Origin of the sequence: Chondromyces crocatus, from assembly GCF_001189295.1 — a bacterium.
Taxonomy (GTDB): domain Bacteria; phylum Myxococcota_A; class Polyangia; order Polyangiales; family Polyangiaceae; genus Chondromyces; species Chondromyces crocatus.
Genome location: NZ_CP012159.1, coordinates 9691919 through 9710625 on the forward strand (window position 1 = coordinate 9691919; position 18707 = coordinate 9710625).

Sequence of the window (18707 nt, forward strand, 5' to 3'; positions counted from 1 at the left end):
ATGGCCCTACGCAGCCCACCGTGACCCCTCGCCGTGGGCTCGCCGCCAGCGCCGCCGGCGCTGCCAGGCCGCGAGCGAGAGCCCCAGGACGAGCAGCCCTCCCCTGTCCCCCCCCTCTCCTGGGACGCCTCGACCTCCGCTTGCCGCGCACGACAGGACCGGCTCAGGGCTCGACACGGCGGGCGTCGTGCAGGTGCCTTGCTCCGAGCAGGCGAGGCACACGCCCGACTCATCGCAGCAGTCCGCCCGGCTCTCGCAGCGCTGCACGGCGCAGAGCCCACCGCTACAGAACACGCCCGGGTTGTCACCGCAGTCGGTGTCCTGCTCGCAGACGCAGGCCCCGCTCGCGCAGTACCCCAGCGGACAGTCGAGATGACGCCTGCAGTAGGGCGGCGACGGCAAGCACCGCGGTGTCGGGCACACCTCGCAGGCGCCCTGCGGACCACGGACGCAGGCCGGCATGACGCAGATTGATCCGCACGAGCAGGCCAGCAAGGCGCACCCCGGGAGCGGATCGCAGTACCCGCAGAAGTCCTCGGGCTCCTCGCCATCCTCCGCCCGCGCGAGGGGCGCCACCGGGACCGGGGCGCGGCTCACCTCACCCGCCCTGCGCTCGTCGACCGAGGACTCCACCCCGCACGCCCCCAGCAGCGCCGCGAACAGCACGACCGCACAACGCCCTCCTCGGCGCCCTGCCATGGCCTACTCCGCTCCTCGCTTGCGCGGCCTGGGCAGGCCGTACTCTCCCAGGCGACTCACCAGGGTGCGCCTGGAGATCCCCAGCTCCTCGGCGGCCCGCGTCTGGTTTCCCCCGCAGCGGTCGAGAGCATCGATGATCCGCTGCCGCTCCATCGCATCGAGCGCCGCACGCAGCTCCTGCACCGAAGCCCCCGACGGGGGATTGACCGGAGCGCCCTTCGAGGGATGCATCCCCGACCCCTCGACCTCCTCGGCCTTCTCCCCCTCTGCACGCTCTGCACGCTCTGCTGCCCCGCCGAGCCGCACCGCTGGCGGGAGGTGGGGCACCTCGATCACCTCACCGCTGCACAGGAGCACCGCATGTTCCATCGCGTTCCGCAGCTCGCGCACGTTCCCTGGCCAGCGGTGCGTGGCGAGGCGGGCCTGCGCCTGCTCGGAGAGCCGGAGCGGGGGCCTGTCGAGCTTCATGCAGGCCTCCTCCACGAAGCGCGCGCAGAGCTCGGGCAGATCGGCCGGGCGCGCGCGCAGCGGCGGGATCTCGAGCGCCATCCCGCTCACCCGGTAGTACAGGTCCCGCCGGAACGTGCCCGCCTCCACCTCCACGGCTAGATCCCGGTTGGTCGCCCCCACGAACCGCACGTCCACCCGGCGCGGCGCCCTTCCCCCCACCCGCATCACCGTGCGCTCCTCCAGCACGCGCAAGAGCTTCATCTGGAGGGGTGCAGGGAGCTCCCCGATCTCGTCCAGAAAGGCCGTCCCTCCCTCGGCCAGCTCGAACAGCCCCGCTCGCGCCTCGGTGGCCCCCGTGAAGGCGCCACGCTCGTGCCCGAACAGCTCGCCTTCGAGCACCGACCCGGCCAGCCCTGCGCAGTCGATGACCACGAAGGGCCCCTTCGCGCGCGGCGAGCGCCGGTGAATCTCCCGGGCGAGCACCTCCTTGCCGACCCCCGTCTCCCCGAGGAGCAGCACGCTGATCGTCCCCTGCGCGGCGCGCCCAGCGTCCTCGTAGAGCCGCTTCATCGCCGGGTCCTGGGCCACTGGCGCCGCGCGCTCGAGCGGGTCGACCTGACCCCCTCTCCCGGCAGCCCCTCGCCGCCGCACCACGGCCACGATGGTCCCCAGCAGGATCCGGTCCCCGAGCGTCAGCTCGAAGACCGCACCGCTCCGGGGACGCAGCTCGTTCGTCTCGGCGCGCTCGGCGGACTCCCGCCCCTTGCGCACCACCGTCCCGTTGGCGCTGGCCAGATCCTCGATCCTCAGCGGCGGCCCGAGATCGAGCACGGCGTGGCGCCGCGAGACCGACGCGTCGTCGATGCGAAGGTCACAGTCCGCGCCGCGACCGAGGGTCACGCGACCCGATGCAGGCAACGGATGCACCGTCAGCTCCGTCCCTGCAGCCACGACGAGCTCTAGCTCCCCGGCGCTGGCGGACAGCCTCCGACCCATGGCCGGACCCTATCAAAGCCACCCGGCCTTGGGTAGGCAGAGCCCCTCGCGCTCAGGCAGCCGGCCCGTCGGTGGCATCACCCGCGCTCACCTCGGCCTTCGCGGGGCGGGGCACCGAGCGGCCCATCCAGGCGTAATAGATCGTCCCGGCCACGAGCACCCCCACGAACCACGCGTACGTGTAGAGCGTCTTGAACACCGGGGGGACGGCATCCTTCCACGCGGGGACCGCCTCCGCGAGGAACCCTGGCAGGTTCAGCGCGACCGCGACCGCCATCGCTCCCATCGCCTTCCAGTTCACCCCCTTCGTGTACTCGTAGGCGCCCCCGCGGCGGTAGAGCTCGTCCACGTCCAGGTGCTTCTGCCGCACCAGGAAGTAGTCGACGATCATGATCCCGCCGATGGGCCCCAGCAGCGCCGAGTAGCCCACCAGCCACACGAAGATGTACCCCTGGGACGACTCGATGAGCTTCCAGGGCATGATCAGCGCGCCGATCACGGCCGTGATGATGCCGCCCATCCGGTACGAGATCTTCGCCGGCGCCACGTTCGAGAAGTCGTTCGCGGGCGACACCACGTTCGCGGCGAGGTTCGTCGACAGCGTCGCCACCGCGAGGCCCACCATCGACACCGTGAGCACCAGCGCGCCCCCGATCCTGCCGAGCAGCTTCACCGGATCCCAGATGGTCTCCCCGAAGAGGATCGGCGTCGCCGAGGTGACCGCCACGCCGATGAACGAGAACAGCACCATCGTCGCTGGCAGCCCGATGGCCTGACCGAGCGCCTGGTCCCGCTGGCTCTTCGCGTAGCGCGTGAAGTCGGGGATGTTCAGCGAGAGCGTCGCCCAGAAGCCCACCATCGCCGTGAGACCGGGGCCGAACACCTGCCAGAAATTCCCGTCGAGCTTCGACGGCTGCGCCAGCATCGGGCCGAAGCCCCCGGCGCGGGTGTAGGCCCAGCCCAGCAGGATGAGCCCCATCACCACGAGGAATGGCGCCGCCCAGCTCTCCAGGAACTTGATCGACTCCGTCCCCTTCAGGATGAAGTGCAGGGTGATCGCCCAGAAGACGGCGAACCCCAGCAGCTCTCCTGGCTGGATCCCGATCGCCGCCTTGAAGGCCTCCGACGAGAACGGCGCCTCCACGCCGGGTGCGACGATGACCAGCAGCTTCCAGAGCGCCTGCCCCCCGATCCACGTCTGGATCCCGAACCAGCCGCACGCCACCAGCGCGCGCAGGAGGGCGGGCACGTTGGCCCCCAGCACCCCGAACGACGCGCGCGCGAGCACCGGGAACGGCACGCCGTAGCGCGTCCCCGGGTGCGCGTTCAGGATCATGGGCACGAGAACGATGACGTTGCCGAGGGCGACGCAGGCGATCGCCTCCTTCCAGCTCATCCCTTGATCGATGAGCCCCGACGCCATCGTGTAGGTCGGGATGCAGACCGCCATCCCCACCCAGAGCGCAGCGTAATGCCACATCGTCCACGTCCGCTGCGACGCGGGCGTGGGGGCGAGGTCCTCGTTGGAGAGTGACATGGGTCCTCGGGGAGGCGTTCTTCTCAGGGAGGCGTTCTCAGGCAGGATCGCGGACGGCGCGGCTCGCGCGGGCTGCAGCCGTGGCGTCGAGCCCACCAGGGACCACGTCGTCGCCGCGCTTGACGCGATCGTTCCACGTCTCGGCGGGCTTGTCGGTCGGCACCTCTTTCATCGTGATGCAGCCGGAGACCGGGCACACGAGCGTGCAGAGGTTGCACCCGATGCACTCCACCTCGTCCACGAAGGGCACGCGCGCGCCCGCGGGAGCGCCTTTCCCCAGCGCCAGCCGATCAGGAATGTGGCTGGGGATATGGGTGTGCCCGGCCTTGCGCGACTCCTCCTCGGTGCGCCCTGGCAGGTGGATGCACTGGTGCGCCCCGTCCATGCACGCGGCGTAGCAGAGCTGGCAGCCGATGCATTTCGCGGGATCGATGTCGGCGAGCACCTGGTAGCGAAGATCGAGATCGCCCCAGTGCGCGTAGCTCTGCACGGCGCGGCCTCGCAGCTCCTCCACCGACTTCATCCCCTTCTCGTCGAGGAAGTCGCTGAGGCCTTCCAGCATGTCCTCCACGATCCGGTAGCCGTAGTGCATCACCGCGGTGCACACCTGCACGCTGGTCGCCCCGAGGGCGATGAACTCCGCCGCGTCACGCCAGTTCGAGATACCGCCGATGCCGGAGATCGGCAGCCGGTTCACCAGCGGGTTCCGGGTCAGCTCTCCGAGCATGTGCAGCGCGATCGGCTTCACCGCCGGGCCGCAGTAGCCGCCGTTCGTGGAGGCGTTCCCCACGCGCGGCAGCGGCACCATGCGATCCAGGTCCACCGCCATGATCGACTTCACCGTGTTGATCAGCGAGATCGCGTGGGCGCCCGAGCGTGCCACGGCCTCTCCGGGCTCCACGATGTCGCCCACGTTCGGGGTGAGCTTGATGATCACCGGCGTCTTCGCGAACTCCACCGCCCAGCCCGCGATCTCCTGGAGCACCTTGGGCTCGGCGCCGACCGCGGAGCCCATGCCGCGCTCGCACATGCCGTGCGGGCAGCCGAAGTTCAGCTCCAGCCCGTCCACGCCGACGTCCTCGACCTTCTGGATGATCTCCCGCCACTCCTCCTTGGTGTCGACCATCAGCGACGCGATGACCGTGTGCTTGGGGTAGCGGCGCTTCACCTCGCGCATCTCGCGGAGGTTCACCTCCAGCGGGCGGTCGGTGATCAGCTCGATGTTGTTGAGCCCCATCATCCGCATGCCGCCGTAGTCGTTGGCCCAGAAGCGGCTGGAGACGTTGACGATCGGGTTGCCGAGCGTCTTCCACACGGCCCCTCCCCAGCCCACGTCGAAGGCGCGCATCACCTGGTCCCCGGTGTTGGCCGGTGGCGCCGAGGCGAGCCAGAAGGGGTTGGGGCTCTTGATGCCCGCGAAATTGATCGACAGATCGGCCATGGTTCAGCCTCCCACCGACGCCTTGGCGTCGACGAGCAGAGCGTGGATCGATTGGGCAGCGCGCTTTCCGTCGGCGACCGCGGTGACCACCAGATCCCCGCCGTTCACGCAGTCCCCCCCGCTCCAGACCCTCGGATTCCCGGTGCGACCCGTGGCCTTGTCGACCACCAGGCGCCCTTTGCCATCGAGCTCGACCCCCTCGAACGCCAGCGCGAGCTGGGTGACCCGGCTCTGCCCGATGGACACGGCCACCAGATCGACCGGCAGCACCTCTTCGCCCCCGGCCACCGGACGCCCCCCTTCGGTGCGGGCGAGGCGCAGACCGACCACGCGCTCCCCCTCCCGCAGCACCTCGACCGGCGCTCGGTTCTCGATGAGCCGCGCCCCGTCGACGCGCGCCCCGTCCAGCTCGTGGGCGTAGCCCGTCATCTCCGCCCGGCTGCGCCGGTACACCAGCGCGACGTCGATCCCGAGCAACGCCAGCTCGTGCGCCACGTCGAGCGCCGTGTTCCCGCCGCCGATGACCGCAGCCCGGCGCACGCCTTCCACCGCCAAGGCGGGGTCGACCTTGAGCCGCTCCACGAAGGCCACCGCACCCACGACGCCGTCGCCGGCTTCGCCAGGGATGTTCAGCTTCGAGTCATCCCCGAGGCCGAGCCCGAGGAACACCGCGTCGTACTCCTTCAGCAGGCTCGCCGCCGCGACCTCCCCGGCTTCCTTCGGCTCGGCCACCACCGAGACCCCGGAGCGCAGCTCCACGTCCCCGAGCGACAGCAGCCAGTCGATCTCGCGGAGCGACTCGTCCGCCTTCATCTTGTACGGCGCCACGCCCAGCGTGTTCAGCCCGCCAGGGAGCGGCTTCTTCTCGAAGATCACCGCCTGGTGCCCCTCGAGCGCCAGCCAGCCCGCCACCGCCAGCGACGCCGGCCCCGCGCCGATGCACGCGACCCGCTTGCCCGTGGGCGCCTTCTTCGGGAACAGCGCCGGGTTCTTCTCCAGCGCCGTCTCCACCGCGTAGCGCTGCAAGCGCCCGATCTTGATCGGCTCGCGCTCCCACGCGTTGTACACGCAGGAACCGGCGCACAGCACCTCCACCGGGCAGACCTGGCTGCACGATTGCCCGAGCAGGTTCGCCGTGAGAATGGTGCGCGCCGCGCCCCGCACGTTGCCCGTCGAGATCTTGTGAATGAAGGTGGGAATGTCGATCGCCGTGGGGCACGCGCTGATGCAGGGCGCGTCCACGCAGTAGAGGCAGCGATTGGCCTCTGCAATCGCTTCGCCCTCGGTGTACCGCGGGTGCTTGTCCTCGTACTGCTCCTCGACCCGCCCCGGGGAAAGCGCTCCGCTCAGCGAATCGAAGGCCCGCTTCGCGCTCTCCGGCTCGCCGTTCCCGGCTCCCTTCGTGGCATCGGACGCATGACTCATGGAAAACTCGAGGACTCTACCGTCACCGGACTGCGCCATCAGCTCTGCACCGGCTTGGGGAAGGTATGAATCTGACGGGGGAGGTAACGCCCGGCCCCGCGCTGCACGTCGAGCTTGCCTTCCTTGAACTGCACGCGGCCGTTCACGATGACATGGCTCGGCTTGCCCTTGACCTGGAAGCCCTCGAAGATGCTCCGGTCACAGCGGTGGTGGTGCGTCTTCGCGCTGATCACGTCGGTCGCGTGGGGATCGAACACCACGATGTCCGCGTCGGCCCCTGGCACGACGGCGCCCTTCCGCGGGTAGAGCCCGAAGATCTTCGCCGGCTGGGTGGCGAACAGGTCCACGAACTTGTGCACGTCGAAGCGCCCCTCGACCACGCCCGCCGTCCACAGAAGGCCCAGGCGATTCTCGATGCCGGCCGCGCCATTGGGGATCCGGGCGAAGTTGTCCTTCCCCATGTCCTTCTGCCCCACCTGATTGAACGGGCAATGGTCGGTGGCCACCGTCTGGATGTGCCCCGCGGCCACCGCCGCCCACAGCGCGTCCTGGTGCCCCTTCGGTCGGATGGGCGGGCTCATGACGTACGCCGCGCCCTCGAAATCGGGCTTCTCGTACACCGAGTCGTCGAGGAGCAGGTACTGGGGACACGTCTCCGCCATCACCACCTGCCCGCGCGTTCTCGCCTCCACGATCGCATCCACCGCCTCCTTGCAGGTGACGTGGACGATGTAGACCGGGTTGCCCATCATGCGCGCCAGCATGATCGCGCGCGCCGTCGCCTCGCCCTCCACGGGCGCCGGCCGGCTCATCGCGTGGTACTTCGGCTCGGTCTTCCCCTCGCGCAGGAACTTCTTCTGCAAGGCCACCACCGCGTCGCCGTGCTCGGCATGCACGGTGACCAGCGAGCCGAGGGTCGCCGACTTTTCCATGACCTGGATCAGCTCGGGGTCCTCGATCCCGATTGCGCCCCGGTACGCCATGAAGGTCTTGAAGGACGTGATGCCGTGGTCCCGCACGCACGTCTCCATCTCCGTGAGCGTGCGGTCACTGAACCAGGTCACCGCCATGTGGAAGGCGTAATCGGAGACCGACTTCTTCGCCTTCTCCATCCACATCGCATACCCGTCGAGCAGGTGCTGCCCGCGGGAGGGAATCACGAAATCGATGATCGTCGTCGTCCCGCCGGCCACACCCGCCGCGGTCCCCGTCTCGAAATCATCGGAGCTCTCCGTTCCCATGAACGGAAGCTCCATGTGTACGTGCGCATCGACGCCCCCGGGCAGGATGATCTGCCCCGAGGCGTCGATGACGGTATCGTCGGCGCGTTGCTTCTCGAGCCCTGGAGCGACCGCCGAAATACGGCCTTCCTCGCAATAGACGTCGGCCACGAAACGGTCGCTGGCCGTGATGATCTCGCCGTTCTTGATCAGAATGCCCATTTCGGTTCTCCAGGCGGCCGTCTCGGTCAGGGGAGCAGCTTGACCATGTTCTCGTAGGTCTCGGGGCGGCGATCACGGTAGAACTGCCACGTTCGCCGCACCTCCTCGATGAGGTCGAGGTCCATCTCGGCCACGACCAGCTCGTCGTTGTCCTCGCTCCCGACGGCGAGGAAATTGCCCCGGGGATCACAGAAGTAGCTCGTCCCGTAGAACTTGCCGATGTTCCAGGGCCCTTCCGTGCCGACGCGGTTCGACGCGGCAATGTAATACCCATTCGCCACCGCGTGCGCCGGCTGCTCCAGCTTCCACAGGTACTGCGAGAGCCCCGCCACCGTGGCCGAGGGATTGAACACGATCTCTGCCCCATTCAGGCCGAGAAGGCGCGCCCCCTCGGGGAAATGGCGATCGTAGCAGATGTACACGCCGACGCGCGCATAGCGGGTCTGGAACGTCGGATACCCGAGATTGCCCGGCTTGAAATAGTACTTCTCCCAGAAGCCCGAGGTCTGGGGGATGTGGTTCTTCCGGTACTTGCCGAGATAGGTGCCATCGGCATCGATCACGGCCGCGGTGTTGTAATAAACACCCGCCATCTCCCGCTCGTAGACGGGGACGATCATCGCCATCTGGTACTTCTTCGCGTACTCCGCCATCCGCTCGATGGTCGGCCCGGGCACGGTCTCCGCGATGTCGCACCATCGCGAATCCTGGGACGGGCAGAAATACGGGCCGTAGAAGATCTCCTGGAGGGAGAGGATCTGGACGCCCTTCTTCCCCGCCTCCTCGATGAGGGGCACGTGCTTCTCGATCATCGCCTCGCGCACGGTCGCGACCGACGCGCTCGGGTCATTGATCGGATTCGAACACTGAATCTGCCCGCCGATGACCTTCCTTGCCATGTCAGAACCACCTCGTGATGACGATCTTTCGCTCGGTATAGAAGTCGACGCCCGCAGATCCGTGCGCCTTGAGGTCGCCGTAGAGGCTGGCCTTTTGCCCGCCGAACGGGAAGAACGCCATGGGCGCCGCCACGCCGATGTTCACACCCACCATGCCCGCCTCGATCTGATTGTGGAACTGGCGGGCCGCCTTGCCGCTCGTCGTGTAGACCGACGCCGCATTGCCATAACGGCTGCGGTTCGCCAGCGCGATGGCCTCGTCGAGGTTCGCTGCACGCATCAAGCACGCCACCGGCCCGAAGATCTCTTCGGTCGCAATGGTCATGTCCGGCGTCACCTCCTCGAAGATGCTCGGCCCGAGCCAGTTGCCGCCCGGGCAACCCTCCACCGTCGCTCCACGGCCGTCGAGCGTGAGCTTGGCCCCTTCCTGGAGGCCCTTCTCGATCATGGAAAGGATGCGATCCTTCGCGGCGGCCGAGACCACTGGCCCCATCGTGACCCCGGGTTTCGACCCGTCACCGAGCACGATGTTCTTCGCGGCCGCGTGCAGGGCCTCGCGCACCCACTCGTACGCCTCGCCCACGCCCACCACGATGCTGCCGGCCAGGCAGCGCTGCCCGGAACACCCGTAGATCGACTCGGCCACATTGGCGATGGCCCGCTCGCGATCCGCGTCCGGCAGGACGATGATGAAGTTCTTCGCGCCACCGAGCGCCTGCACGCGCTTCCCGTGCTCCGCCCCCGTCTTGTACACGTGGTGCGCCACCGACGACGAACCCACGAAAGAGATGCCCGCGACGTCGGGGTGCGTGGACAGGCCGTTCACCACGTCCTTGCCACCGTTCACCAGATTCAGCACACCGGCCGGCAGATCGAGCGTGTGAATCAACTCGAAGATCCGCCGCTGCGTGAGCGGCACCTGCTCCGAAGGCTTGAGGACGAAGGTGTTGCCCGTCGCAATCGCGTACGGGAGGAACCAGAGCGGCACCATCGGCGGGAAGTTGAAGGGCGTCACCGCCGCGAACACACCGAGCGGTTGACGGATGGCCTGGCAATCGATGCCGTGCGCCACATCTTCCAGGCTCTGCCCCATCAACAACGACGGGATTCCGGCCGCATGCTCCACGTTCTCGATGCCACGGCCGAAGTCATTGCGTGACTCGGACAGCGTCTTTCCGTGCTCCGAGGTACAGATCGCCGCAATCTCTTCCCGGTGCGCGTCGAGCAGCTCTCGCAGCTTGAACAGATAGCGCGCCCGCGCCACCGCCGGCGTCGCACGCCAGCCCGGGAATGCAGCCCGCGCCGCCTTCACTGCGGCATCGACATCGCCCGCCGTCGACAGAGGCACCTGCGCCAGCACCTCGCCCGTCGCCGGATTCTTCACGTCGAGAAGCGTCGACCCCGAGGAACGGACCCACGCCCCACCGATGTAATTTTCAAGTACTCGTGTCACGATCACCCTCCGCACGAACGCCCCTGGCTCCGTCATTGGGTCTGCGCATCTCAGCTTACCCGCCCGTAGCCAGCGCCAAGCATCAAGCGCTACCTGGGTTCGCCCCTCTCCGTCAAGGCTCGCCCGCCCCGGGTCGATCCGCCCCTTCGCGAGCCAGAGGAATGCCGCGCCGCGGCGTGCTACAAATGGCTCACTTTATGGACTTCAGTCCGCTCCTCCACGCTGATGGCTGGATCACCCTCGCTACCCTGAGCGCTCTCGAGATCGTCCTGGGTATCGACAACATCGTCTTCCTTTCGATCATGGTCGAGCGCCTCCCCAAGCGGCAGCAGCCGTTTGCGCGGCGCGTCGGCCTGCTCCTGGCGCTGGGCATGCGCCTGCTTCTCTTGCTCACCATCTCCTGGGTCATGGGCCTCAAGGCGACCCTCTTCACCGTGTTCGGCCACGCCTTCTCCGGTCGTGACCTGATCCTCCTGTTCGGAGGCCTCTTCCTGGTGGGCAAGGCCACCCACGAGATCTTCGACAAGCTGGAGGTCGCCCAGGAAGAGGAGAGCGAAAGCGACACGAAGAAGCGCAGCTCACTCCCCTCCGTGATCGTTCAGATCATGCTCCTCGACATCGTCTTCTCTCTCGATTCGGTGATCACCGCCATCGGGATGGCCCAGGCGATCTCGATCATGGTCATCGCCATGGTCATTGCCGTCGCCGTGATGCTGATCTTCGCCGGCCGCATCGGCACGTTCATCAACCGCCACCCCAGCATGAAGATCCTGGCATTGAGCTTCCTCATTCTCATCGGCGTGGTGCTCATCGCCGACGGGACGGGGCAGCACGTCAGCAAGGGCTACGTGTACTTCGCCATGGCCTTCTCGCTCGCCGTGGAGCTCGTCAACATGCGCCTGAAGCTGCGCCAGCAGACCCCCGTGCAGCTCCACAACCGCTACGAGAAGATCCCCGGCGTCGAAGCGCGACCGGCCACCGGAGAGGGCTGACCCGTGACGGAGGGCGGGCGCGGCGTCGTCGTGGTCGAGCGGCGCGTCGCGTGCCGCCACCCGCCCGAGCGCCTCTGGCCCCTCGTCACCGACACCGAGCGACTCAACCGCGCGGCAGGCCTCGCGTCGCTCACGCTGGAGGCCATCTCGGGCCCCACCGCCGCGCGGTACCGCGCCATCACGCGCATCGGCGTCTTTCACGTCGCGTTCGAGGAGCGCCCCTTCGAGTGGATCCATCCACGGATGTTCCGCGTCCTGCGACGCTTCCGTGAAGGTCCAGCCTCCAGCATCGAGACCCACTTCCAGCTCGATCCGACCGCCACGGGCACCACGCTCACCCTCCGGGTCATGGTCACCTCGCGCGTCCCCCTGCTCGCCCCCCTCCTGCGCCTCCAGGCCTGGCACGTCACCGGGCGCATCACCAGCGAGATCCTGCGCCTGGACGCCCACCTGGACGACGCCGCGGTGAACGGCAGCACTCCTGGCATCGCCTCGCAGACGCCCCCTCCGATCCCGCACAGCAAGGCAGGCGCCGCTCCACCTCACCCATCGTCCCACGGCGCCACGCTCGACCTCGAAGCCCTCGCGCGGACCACCAGCGCGCTGCGCGCCACCCACCCCGACGTCGCCGAGCGGCTGACCACCTTCGTGCGCGAGGCCGACGACGTGACCGTCAGCCGCATCCGCCCCTTCGCCCTCGCCGACGCATGGCATCTCGACCGCTCGGATGTCCTGCGGGCGTGCTTGCAGGCGGTGCGGGCAGGTCTGCTGGAGCTTCGCTGGGAGATCCTCTGCCCGAGCTGCCGCCTCCCCGCCTCCACCGTGCCGACGCTCGCCGACCTCCAGGATCATGGCCACTGCCAGCTCTGCGACCTGGAGCTCGCCGTCGATCTCGACGAGGCCGTGGAAGCGACGTTCTCGCCAGCGCCCGCCGTCCGTCGCGTGGACATGGGCGCGTATTGCATCGGCGGCCCCGCCCGCACCCCGCACGTCCTCTCGCAGACCATCCTCCCTCCCGAGGGCCTCGGACGCCTGCACGTCCCCGCGCTGGAGAACGTTTCCTCGGCGCCGCACCGCCTCTTCGTACGAGGTGGCGCGTCCGTGCCCGTCGACATCACCCCCGACGGTGGGAACGAAGTCCGGGTGGACGCGGCGTCTCCGGCAGCAGCAGGCCCCGTGCGCATCGCGCCTCGGGGCATGATTCTCCTCGACAACCGACAGCCTCTGGAGCTTCACGCAAAGCTGGAACGACTGACCTTCCCCGAGCAAGGCGCCTCGGCACGGATCGTCACCGCCATTCCCGAGTTCCGCCGCGATTTCTCACGCGACATGCTCCGCCCAGGGGTCGCCCTCCGCGTCTCCCGGGTGACTCTCTTTTTCAGCGACCTCACCGACTCCACGCTGCTCTATTCGTCCCTGGGAGACGCTGCCGCCTTCAAGCTCGTGCAGGACCATTTCGATCTCGTCCTGCCCATTCTCGCGCAGCATGGTGGCTCGGTCGTGAAGACGATCGGCGACGCCGTGATGGCCACGTTCATCGATGAACTCGAAGGCCTGAAGGCCTCCTTGAGCGTCCTCCAGGCTTTCGACGCATTTCGCACCAGCAGCCCCGAGGCCGCAAGGACGCACATCAAACTCGGCCTTCACACGGGGACCGTCTATGCAATCACCGCCAATGGCATGCTCGACTATTTCGGTCAGACGGTGAACATCGCCGCCCGCATGCAAGCCCAGGCCGCGAGCGGCGAACTCGTCGTCGGCGCCCCCCTCGCCGAACGCGCGGACGATGCAGGACTGCTGTCCAGCGACTGGACGAAGGAGGCATTCCTCGTACCCCTCAAAGGAGTCGATCAGTCCCTGCCCATGGCCCGCGTGCGGCGCAGGAGATCCAATCAGGAAACGCGGTAGTCTTTCTGCCCTACACGGCGCAGAAGGCCTGGACATTCACCTGCGCCGGCGCCACAGCAAGGACGGCGAGGGCGTCCACGAGGAAGATAGCGACGGCCTTGCCGCGCTCGCGGCGGCCGCCGAGGTCACGAGGAGGGCGCATCATCCCGGCCCTCCCCCATGCTCCACGAGGTAGGCGTGCGCGGAGAGAGCAGCGACAGTCCTGGAAAGAGAAGCGAGGCGTGGACCGTGATGCTCGTCGACGACGACGACGCCATCGTGGAGACCCTACGCGACGTCCTCCTGACCGAGGGGTACCAGGTCGCCGCATTCACGGACCCCCTGCTCGCCCTGGAGCAGCTCCGCACGGGGATGCGGGTGGACGTGCTGCTCCTGGACTGCGTGATGCCCACCATGGATGGCCGGCAGTTCATGGAAGAACTCATTCACGACGGCCGCACGATGCCCATCGTGCTGGTGACGGCCCTCTCCGACCCGAGCTTCTGCGTCGACGCGCGGCACCCCCTCGTGGCGGCGCTCATCAACAAGCCCTTCGACCTCGACCAGCTCATCGAGAGCCTCGAAGCCATGCGCACCGGCCGCGCCTCCAGAGCCGCCTGACCGACGTCCCGCGCGCTGGGCAAGCCGATGCCGACGCGCCCTGACCCCAGGACGCAGCATCGAGCAGGTAATGTTTTCTGGAAGCAGGTTGTGAGGCGATGGCCAGCAGTCCGCGCGCTTTCGCACTTCAGACGCGCCAGCCCTCTCTCGCGTTCGAGCGCGACGGCTCAGGCGCTGCGACGGGCCGCCGCGGCGCAGGTGCGGCGCACCTCGGCCCACTCCCAGAGGAGCAGCCCCGCCACCACCGAGTTGCTGCGATCGAGCGCATCGTACAGCGCGCGCTCCTGAACGTTGCTCCACTCGGTCGCGCTGACCTCCAGATCGAGGCGCATGTCCGGCGTGACCTTGGCCCGGAGCTGCACGCCGGGCACGTCGAGCTCCAGGCAGTCACGCTCGGCCCGCGGCTGCGTCGCCCGGTCCTCGAAGGTTGCCTTGCAGACGGTGCGGATCAACTCGGTCTCGATGGCCATGATGCACTCCTCGTGATGTCGCAGAACGCCCCCTCTCGAGCGCCAGCCCCCAGGCGCCGAGACAGTTCCGAAACCCGACATCAACGGTAGGGAACCTAGCATCGACGCCCACGGCGGAGCGCGAAAACCGCAGCCAACAGCGCTGTATATGGCTTACGTGAAAGCGCTGAAAGCGTCGGGGAAAGGCCGTAGTCGCACGTCGAAGTCGTCAGGGCGCACCGTACGCGCCCCCGATTTCGCATGAGGAAAGAGTGACCTGGGCAGACTTCCTGAACTTCACCGAGCCCGCGCCAGCGATCGGTCAAGGGGCACAGGAGAAGTTCCCCGGGCACCGTCGAAGGCGTGCTCGGCATACGCCAGAGAGGTGCTCGGACCCGAACCACGACGGACGCGAACGTCAGCCAAGGGCCTGTTTCAGCAGGGCGGACCGAGCTGGCCTGTCGCGTGAGGAGCGGCGCAGGCGCGGCGCCAGAAGCTAGGGACCGCCGGAGAAGTGCACGTAGAGCACGGGCACGAGCACCCCGATCACCAGCCAGATCCCACCACGACCCAGCAAGCCGCGACGACCCGGCAACATCAACACGCCACTCACGGCGAGCACGAGCAGCCCCACCGCGAACGTATCGGCCACGTAGGTCCAGGCCTTCTTCCCTCGGTTCAGGTGCAGCCAGTTCGCCGCCCGCAGCAGCAGCCGAGGCTCTTGCCCCTCCTCCACCACCCGACCACTCGACGGCGTGACGTGCAGCGTCTTTCTCGCCAGCACCACCTCGAGCTGATCCTCCGCCGCGCGGTACACCTCCTGGGGCGCCTCCTGGATCGCCAGCCGCTCGAGCACCCCGCGCGCCACCGCCTCGTCTTCCCCGGCCAGCGGCCCCCCCAGCTCGTGCACCGCCTCGTGGTTCTGGAAGTTCGGATCCCAGTCCGCGATGTGGTTCACCGCGAGCCCACTCAGCGCATAGACGAACGTCAGCCCGACCGCGAAGTGCCCCAGGTCCGCGTGGACCACCCGCACCAGCGCCCGCCACGAGAACTTCCGCTTCCGCGCAGCCCCCCCGCCCTTGTCCCGCTCGGACTCGCCTCGTCCCGCCTCGCCTCGTCCCAGCCCGCGTCGTCCTGACTCGCCTCGTCCCGCCTCCCCCTCGCCCTGTCCCGCTCCGCCTCGCCCTGGCCCGCCTTGACCCGGCTCGTCTCGCCCCTTCTCTCCTCGTCCCCCGCCCTCGGCCGTGGCCTCCTTCGCCTCGCCGGGCGCGTCAGCCATGCCGCTCCTCCTTCCACGGGTCCGCGTGGTTGTGGTAGCCGCGCGTCTCCCAGTACCCCGGCTGATCCCGCGTCGAGAAGCGGATCCCCGTCAGCCACTTCGCGCTCTTCCAGAAGTACAGATCCGGCACCAGCGCCCGCGCCGGCGGCCCGTGCGGCCGGCTGAGCGGCTTGCCCCCGTGCTGATGCGCCACCAGCACGTTCGGCGCCGTCCCCTCCGCGAGCCGCACGTTCGCCGTGTACCCGTGCGCCGCCTCGAAGATCACGTAGCGCGCCGTGCTCTTCACCCGCGCCAGCTTCGCCAGGTGCGCCACCTGGACCCCGCGCCACGTGCTGTCGAGCATCGACCACGTCGTGACGCAGTGGACGTCGCAGGTGAGGTCGGTCTGCGGCATCGCGAGGAGCTGCGCAAAGTCGACGACGAACGGGTTCTCCACCTCGCCGTGCACGTGCAGCTTGAACCCCGCCGGACTCGGGTCCCCGGGATCGCCACCCATCGGCTTGAGCGCGTCGATGATCCGCTGCCCGGGCGGCAACCGCGGGCGCCCATCCGGCCGCGTGGTCTTGCCCCGCGGATCATCCGCCGCCGCCACCACGAACGTCGCTCCTCCGAAGGCGACCATCACGCTGCCCGCCGCAGCCGCCTTGAGAAACCGCCGCCGCTCCTCGATACGGGCCACCTCGGAGGGGGCATACTGCTTGAAGGAGTCCATCCGCGCAGTTTACGCCGCCGACGTCCCGGCGCCCTCTCCTTCCTGCGCCAGGGCCTCCGGAAAGGCCCCCCATCGCCAGGAGAAGGCCATGAGCTGCCCGACCCGCCGAGCCGACGCCACTACAGGACACGACGCCCCAATGCGGTCTCTGCCGCAGCGATGCACAATGAGTTCGGGCGTCATGAGGAAGCATCGGGTGATGGCCCGATATGAACCATTCATGAGTCTCGACCAATGGGTCAAAACGCGCTTCGACCGTCCCATCCCCGCGTCAGCAACGACAATCCGCGATCAATAGCTTTCGCGGACGGGGAAGCCTGCCTTGTCGAAGATTTCCTTGGTTCTCTTCATTGCCTTGTTGAGGTCTCCGGTCCTCTTGAGTACCCAGAAGCCCTCGATCGCCGAATCGCGATTGGCACTTGCATACGCCTTCTTCTCTTCCGGCGTCTTGGCCTGAAGTTCGGCGTCCGTTGCCTGCATGTCGTGCTGGTATCCGAACTTCTGATTCAGCTCGTACGCCGAGTTGCTGGGCTTGTTGAAGCCACCGTAAAACCAGTTCCCCTCCGATCCCGTCGGCCCCACCACGCCCTGGCCAGCTTCCCACTGGCGAATGGAGTGGGCGTGCGTTTCACCGAACGCCTTCTTCAAATCATCGGGGCTCTTGCCCTTGTAATCGGCTCCAGGGGTGGGATCCGTGTTCGGCCCCTTGTGCTCGGTGATCAGCCGACCCTTGGTCCCGTTGGCCGCGACTTGAGCCTCGGCGCTACGTTGCTTCTCGAGTTCCGCGAGCTGGACGTAGCCCTCGGCGGCTGTTTTCTGCGCCTCGGTTTTCGCCGCGAGCGGGTCCGGAGACAGCTTGTCGAGCACCAGGCGACCCTCCGGCTTCTCACGATTTGACGTTCATGTCGCACAGATCCAGGTGCCTCGCGGCGAGCTTGCCCTCGACGCGGACGCGCCTGGCGCCTTCGAGGACGATGGTGTCACCGCTCCCCTGGGAGACGCCCGACGACACGCCCTTGCCCGCATTGCCGATCACCCCCTGGATGATGCTGTCGACGTGGAGCACCTTGCAGCCTCTGGCATTCACCTTCTTCGCGTAGTTCGACTTCTCGGGCGGCAGCTCCTGGTAGATCTCGAACGGCACGACCTGGCCGTTGACGATGCACATGTCGGGGCTGATGTTGCAGACCTTCCAGGTGGACTCGGCGTCAGCGACGTGTTTCTCGGCCATGGCTACCTCCCAGCGATGAACAGCGCGGCTCGGACACCCAGCGCCTGATCGAGCGTGAGCCGCCAGCACAGGGTCACCGTCCCGGCGTCGAGATCGAGATGTACGGTGTCGAGGGGAAGCCCCCACGGCGGACGGCTTCCCTGGCCGTCGATCAGGGCGGCGAGGACACGGACCGCAGGGAGCTGGAACGTGAAGGGCTCCGCGCCAGGCATCAGGCCGGTGAGGACGATCTCCTCGTCGCCTTCGAGGTAGCTTGGCGCGATCAAGTCGGGGTGGGCGCACTGGAAGAAGCGCGGGTCGAAGTCCGCGGCGTAGTCGGAGGGCATGCCCTGCGCCACCTCCTCGCGCGTCTTCTTGATCCACGCCTCGTCGTAGGTGCCCGCGTGGTGGAGACGCGACGCCCAGGGGCGCGCCACGGGGCCGAATCCGGCAAGGGGCACCTCGCCGTTCGGGGACGTCACCGGGTGCGCCCGCAGTTGCCACTGCGGGGCGGGGTACGCACGCGCCGTGTCCAGGGCGCGCTCATCGAAGAAGCCGGTGCCGCTCGGGTTCGGGCGGTGGACGACCCACGTGGGTTCGGCCGGCGCGCCCTCCTCGGGCGGAAGGACGTAGGCGCCGCCGTAGGCCAGCTCGTAGCGAATCGGCACCTCCAGGGTGGGCTCCGGCTCCGTCAGCACCCAGCCTTTCGCGCCGGTGTGGCGCCAGCAGCGTGGCCCGAGCGCCTGCGCACGACCCACGAGCGTGGTCTCCCCGCCTCGCCGGACCTCGACTGCGCAGTCCCACGCCTTCCGCGGCTCGCCGCCGGGGGACCGCGCCGTCCCCGTGACGATCACGTCGGTGCTGGGCTTGGTGAGCAGCACCTCCCCCGCGTGCTTCAGGCTCGATCGCTCCGCGTTGGTGAGATCCCAGGGCTCATCCGCCAGCGCGATGGGCCGCTGCTGCTCGGCCAGCTCCAGCTCACCCGGAGCGAGCGCGAACGTCCCCTTGAGCACCACCGTGTCGAAGAAGCGGCGCCCAGGCGCCATCTTGTCGCACTGGAACAGCGCGAACGGGGTCTGGTTGGTCACGCTCCGGAGGCGCGGCTCGGGGATGAGAAAGGGGCTCATGGCGTTCACTTGCGGTCGATGCGCAGGCTTCCACCCCGACGTGGTCGCTCCCGAAGAGCATGATTTCGCTCCCTTCGCAGGTCCGTGT

The 18707-nt window shown here is 68.2% G+C and carries 18 protein-coding genes; 3 read left to right on the forward strand and 15 right to left on the reverse strand.

Annotated elements, in window-relative coordinates:
* Positions 1-6: 6 nt before the first annotated feature.
* The 8 genes from CMC5_RS35050 to CMC5_RS35085 are packed head-to-tail and all read right to left on the reverse strand — an operon-like array spanning position 7 to position 10378.
* Complete coding sequence (locus CMC5_RS35050) at positions 7-699, reverse strand: hypothetical protein (RefSeq protein ID WP_156339093.1); 693 nt, start codon at positions 697-699, stop codon at positions 7-9.
* A gap of 3 nt (positions 700-702) precedes the next feature.
* Positions 703-2145: a sigma-54-dependent Fis family transcriptional regulator gene (locus tag CMC5_RS35055; protein ID WP_050434481.1), complete on the reverse strand. Its 1443-nt coding sequence runs from the start codon at positions 2143-2145 to the stop codon at positions 703-705.
* Positions 2146-2197: 52 nt separating this feature from the next.
* Positions 2198-3682 (reverse strand): NCS1 family nucleobase:cation symporter-1, encoded by a 1485-nt coding sequence (locus CMC5_RS35060; protein WP_050436314.1) that lies wholly within the window; start codon positions 3680-3682, stop codon positions 2198-2200.
* Between the two features lie 37 nt (positions 3683-3719).
* Positions 3720-5123 carry an NAD-dependent dihydropyrimidine dehydrogenase subunit PreA gene (gene preA, locus CMC5_RS35065; protein ID WP_050434482.1) on the reverse strand — a complete coding sequence of 468 codons (1404 nt, stop codon included), beginning with the start codon at positions 5121-5123 and terminating at the stop codon, positions 3720-3722.
* 3 nt (positions 5124-5126) lie between these two features.
* Entirely contained in the window at positions 5127-6548 is a 1422-nt protein-coding gene (locus CMC5_RS35070; protein WP_082363071.1) for an FAD-dependent oxidoreductase, read from the reverse strand.
* Positions 6549-6586: 38 nt separating this feature from the next.
* Positions 6587-7990: a dihydropyrimidinase gene (gene hydA, locus CMC5_RS35075; RefSeq protein ID WP_050434483.1), complete on the reverse strand. Its 1404-nt coding sequence runs from the start codon at positions 7988-7990 to the stop codon at positions 6587-6589.
* Between the two features lie 26 nt (positions 7991-8016).
* The gene (locus tag CMC5_RS35080) at positions 8017-8889 is read right to left on the reverse strand and encodes a nitrilase-related carbon-nitrogen hydrolase (RefSeq protein WP_050434484.1); all 873 of its coding nucleotides are present in this window, start codon (positions 8887-8889) and stop codon (positions 8017-8019) included.
* Position 8890: 1 nt separating this feature from the next.
* Positions 8891-10378 carry a CoA-acylating methylmalonate-semialdehyde dehydrogenase gene (locus CMC5_RS35085; RefSeq protein ID WP_050434485.1) on the reverse strand — a complete coding sequence of 496 codons (1488 nt, stop codon included), beginning with the start codon at positions 10376-10378 and terminating at the stop codon, positions 8891-8893.
* Positions 10379-10503: 125 nt separating this feature from the next.
* On the opposite strand from CMC5_RS35085, the gene CMC5_RS35090 reads away from it, so the two are divergent.
* Entirely contained in the window at positions 10504-11334 is an 831-nt protein-coding gene (locus tag CMC5_RS35090) for a TerC family protein (protein ID WP_245678007.1), read from the forward strand.
* Between the two features lie 3 nt (positions 11335-11337).
* Entirely contained in the window at positions 11338-13242 is a 1905-nt protein-coding gene (locus CMC5_RS35095; RefSeq protein ID WP_050434487.1) for an adenylate/guanylate cyclase domain-containing protein, read from the forward strand.
* 10 nt (positions 13243-13252) lie between these two features.
* On the opposite strand, the gene CMC5_RS48775 is transcribed toward CMC5_RS35095, so the two are convergent.
* Entirely contained in the window at positions 13253-13387 is a 135-nt protein-coding gene (locus tag CMC5_RS48775) for a hypothetical protein (protein ID WP_281180764.1), read from the reverse strand.
* An 86-nt stretch (positions 13388-13473) separates the two neighbouring features.
* On the opposite strand from CMC5_RS48775, the gene CMC5_RS35100 reads away from it, so the two are divergent.
* Positions 13474-13842 (forward strand): response regulator, encoded by a 369-nt coding sequence (locus CMC5_RS35100; protein ID WP_063796711.1) that lies wholly within the window; start codon positions 13474-13476, stop codon positions 13840-13842.
* Between the two features lie 167 nt (positions 13843-14009).
* Here the strand turns inward: CMC5_RS35100 and CMC5_RS35105 are convergent, their stop codons facing one another.
* The 6 genes from CMC5_RS35105 to CMC5_RS35130 form a co-directional block, all read right to left on the reverse strand.
* Positions 14010-14312: a hypothetical protein gene (locus tag CMC5_RS35105; protein ID WP_050434489.1), complete on the reverse strand. Its 303-nt coding sequence runs from the start codon at positions 14310-14312 to the stop codon at positions 14010-14012.
* A 475-nt stretch (positions 14313-14787) separates the two neighbouring features.
* Positions 14788-15570 (reverse strand): PepSY-associated TM helix domain-containing protein, encoded by a 783-nt coding sequence (locus CMC5_RS35110; protein ID WP_156339094.1) that lies wholly within the window; start codon positions 15568-15570, stop codon positions 14788-14790.
* A complete protein-coding gene (locus CMC5_RS35115) occupies positions 15563-16282 on the reverse strand; it encodes a molybdopterin-dependent oxidoreductase (RefSeq protein ID WP_050434490.1) in 720 nt (239 codons plus the stop codon). Before CMC5_RS35115 ends, CMC5_RS35110 begins: the two co-directional genes overlap by 8 nt.
* 291 nt (positions 16283-16573) lie before the next feature.
* On the reverse strand, positions 16574-17149 hold the full coding sequence (locus CMC5_RS35120; RefSeq protein ID WP_050434491.1) for a hypothetical protein: 576 nt from the start codon (positions 17147-17149) through the stop codon (positions 16574-16576).
* Positions 17150-17168: 19 nt separating this feature from the next.
* Positions 17169-17513, reverse strand: a complete 345-nt coding sequence (locus tag CMC5_RS35125; protein WP_050434492.1) for a PAAR-like domain-containing protein — start codon at positions 17511-17513, stop codon at positions 17169-17171.
* A 2-nt stretch (positions 17514-17515) separates the two neighbouring features.
* Positions 17516-18619 carry a DUF2169 family type VI secretion system accessory protein gene (locus CMC5_RS35130; RefSeq protein ID WP_156339095.1) on the reverse strand — a complete coding sequence of 368 codons (1104 nt, stop codon included), beginning with the start codon at positions 18617-18619 and terminating at the stop codon, positions 17516-17518.
* Positions 18620-18707 lie beyond the last annotated feature (88 nt).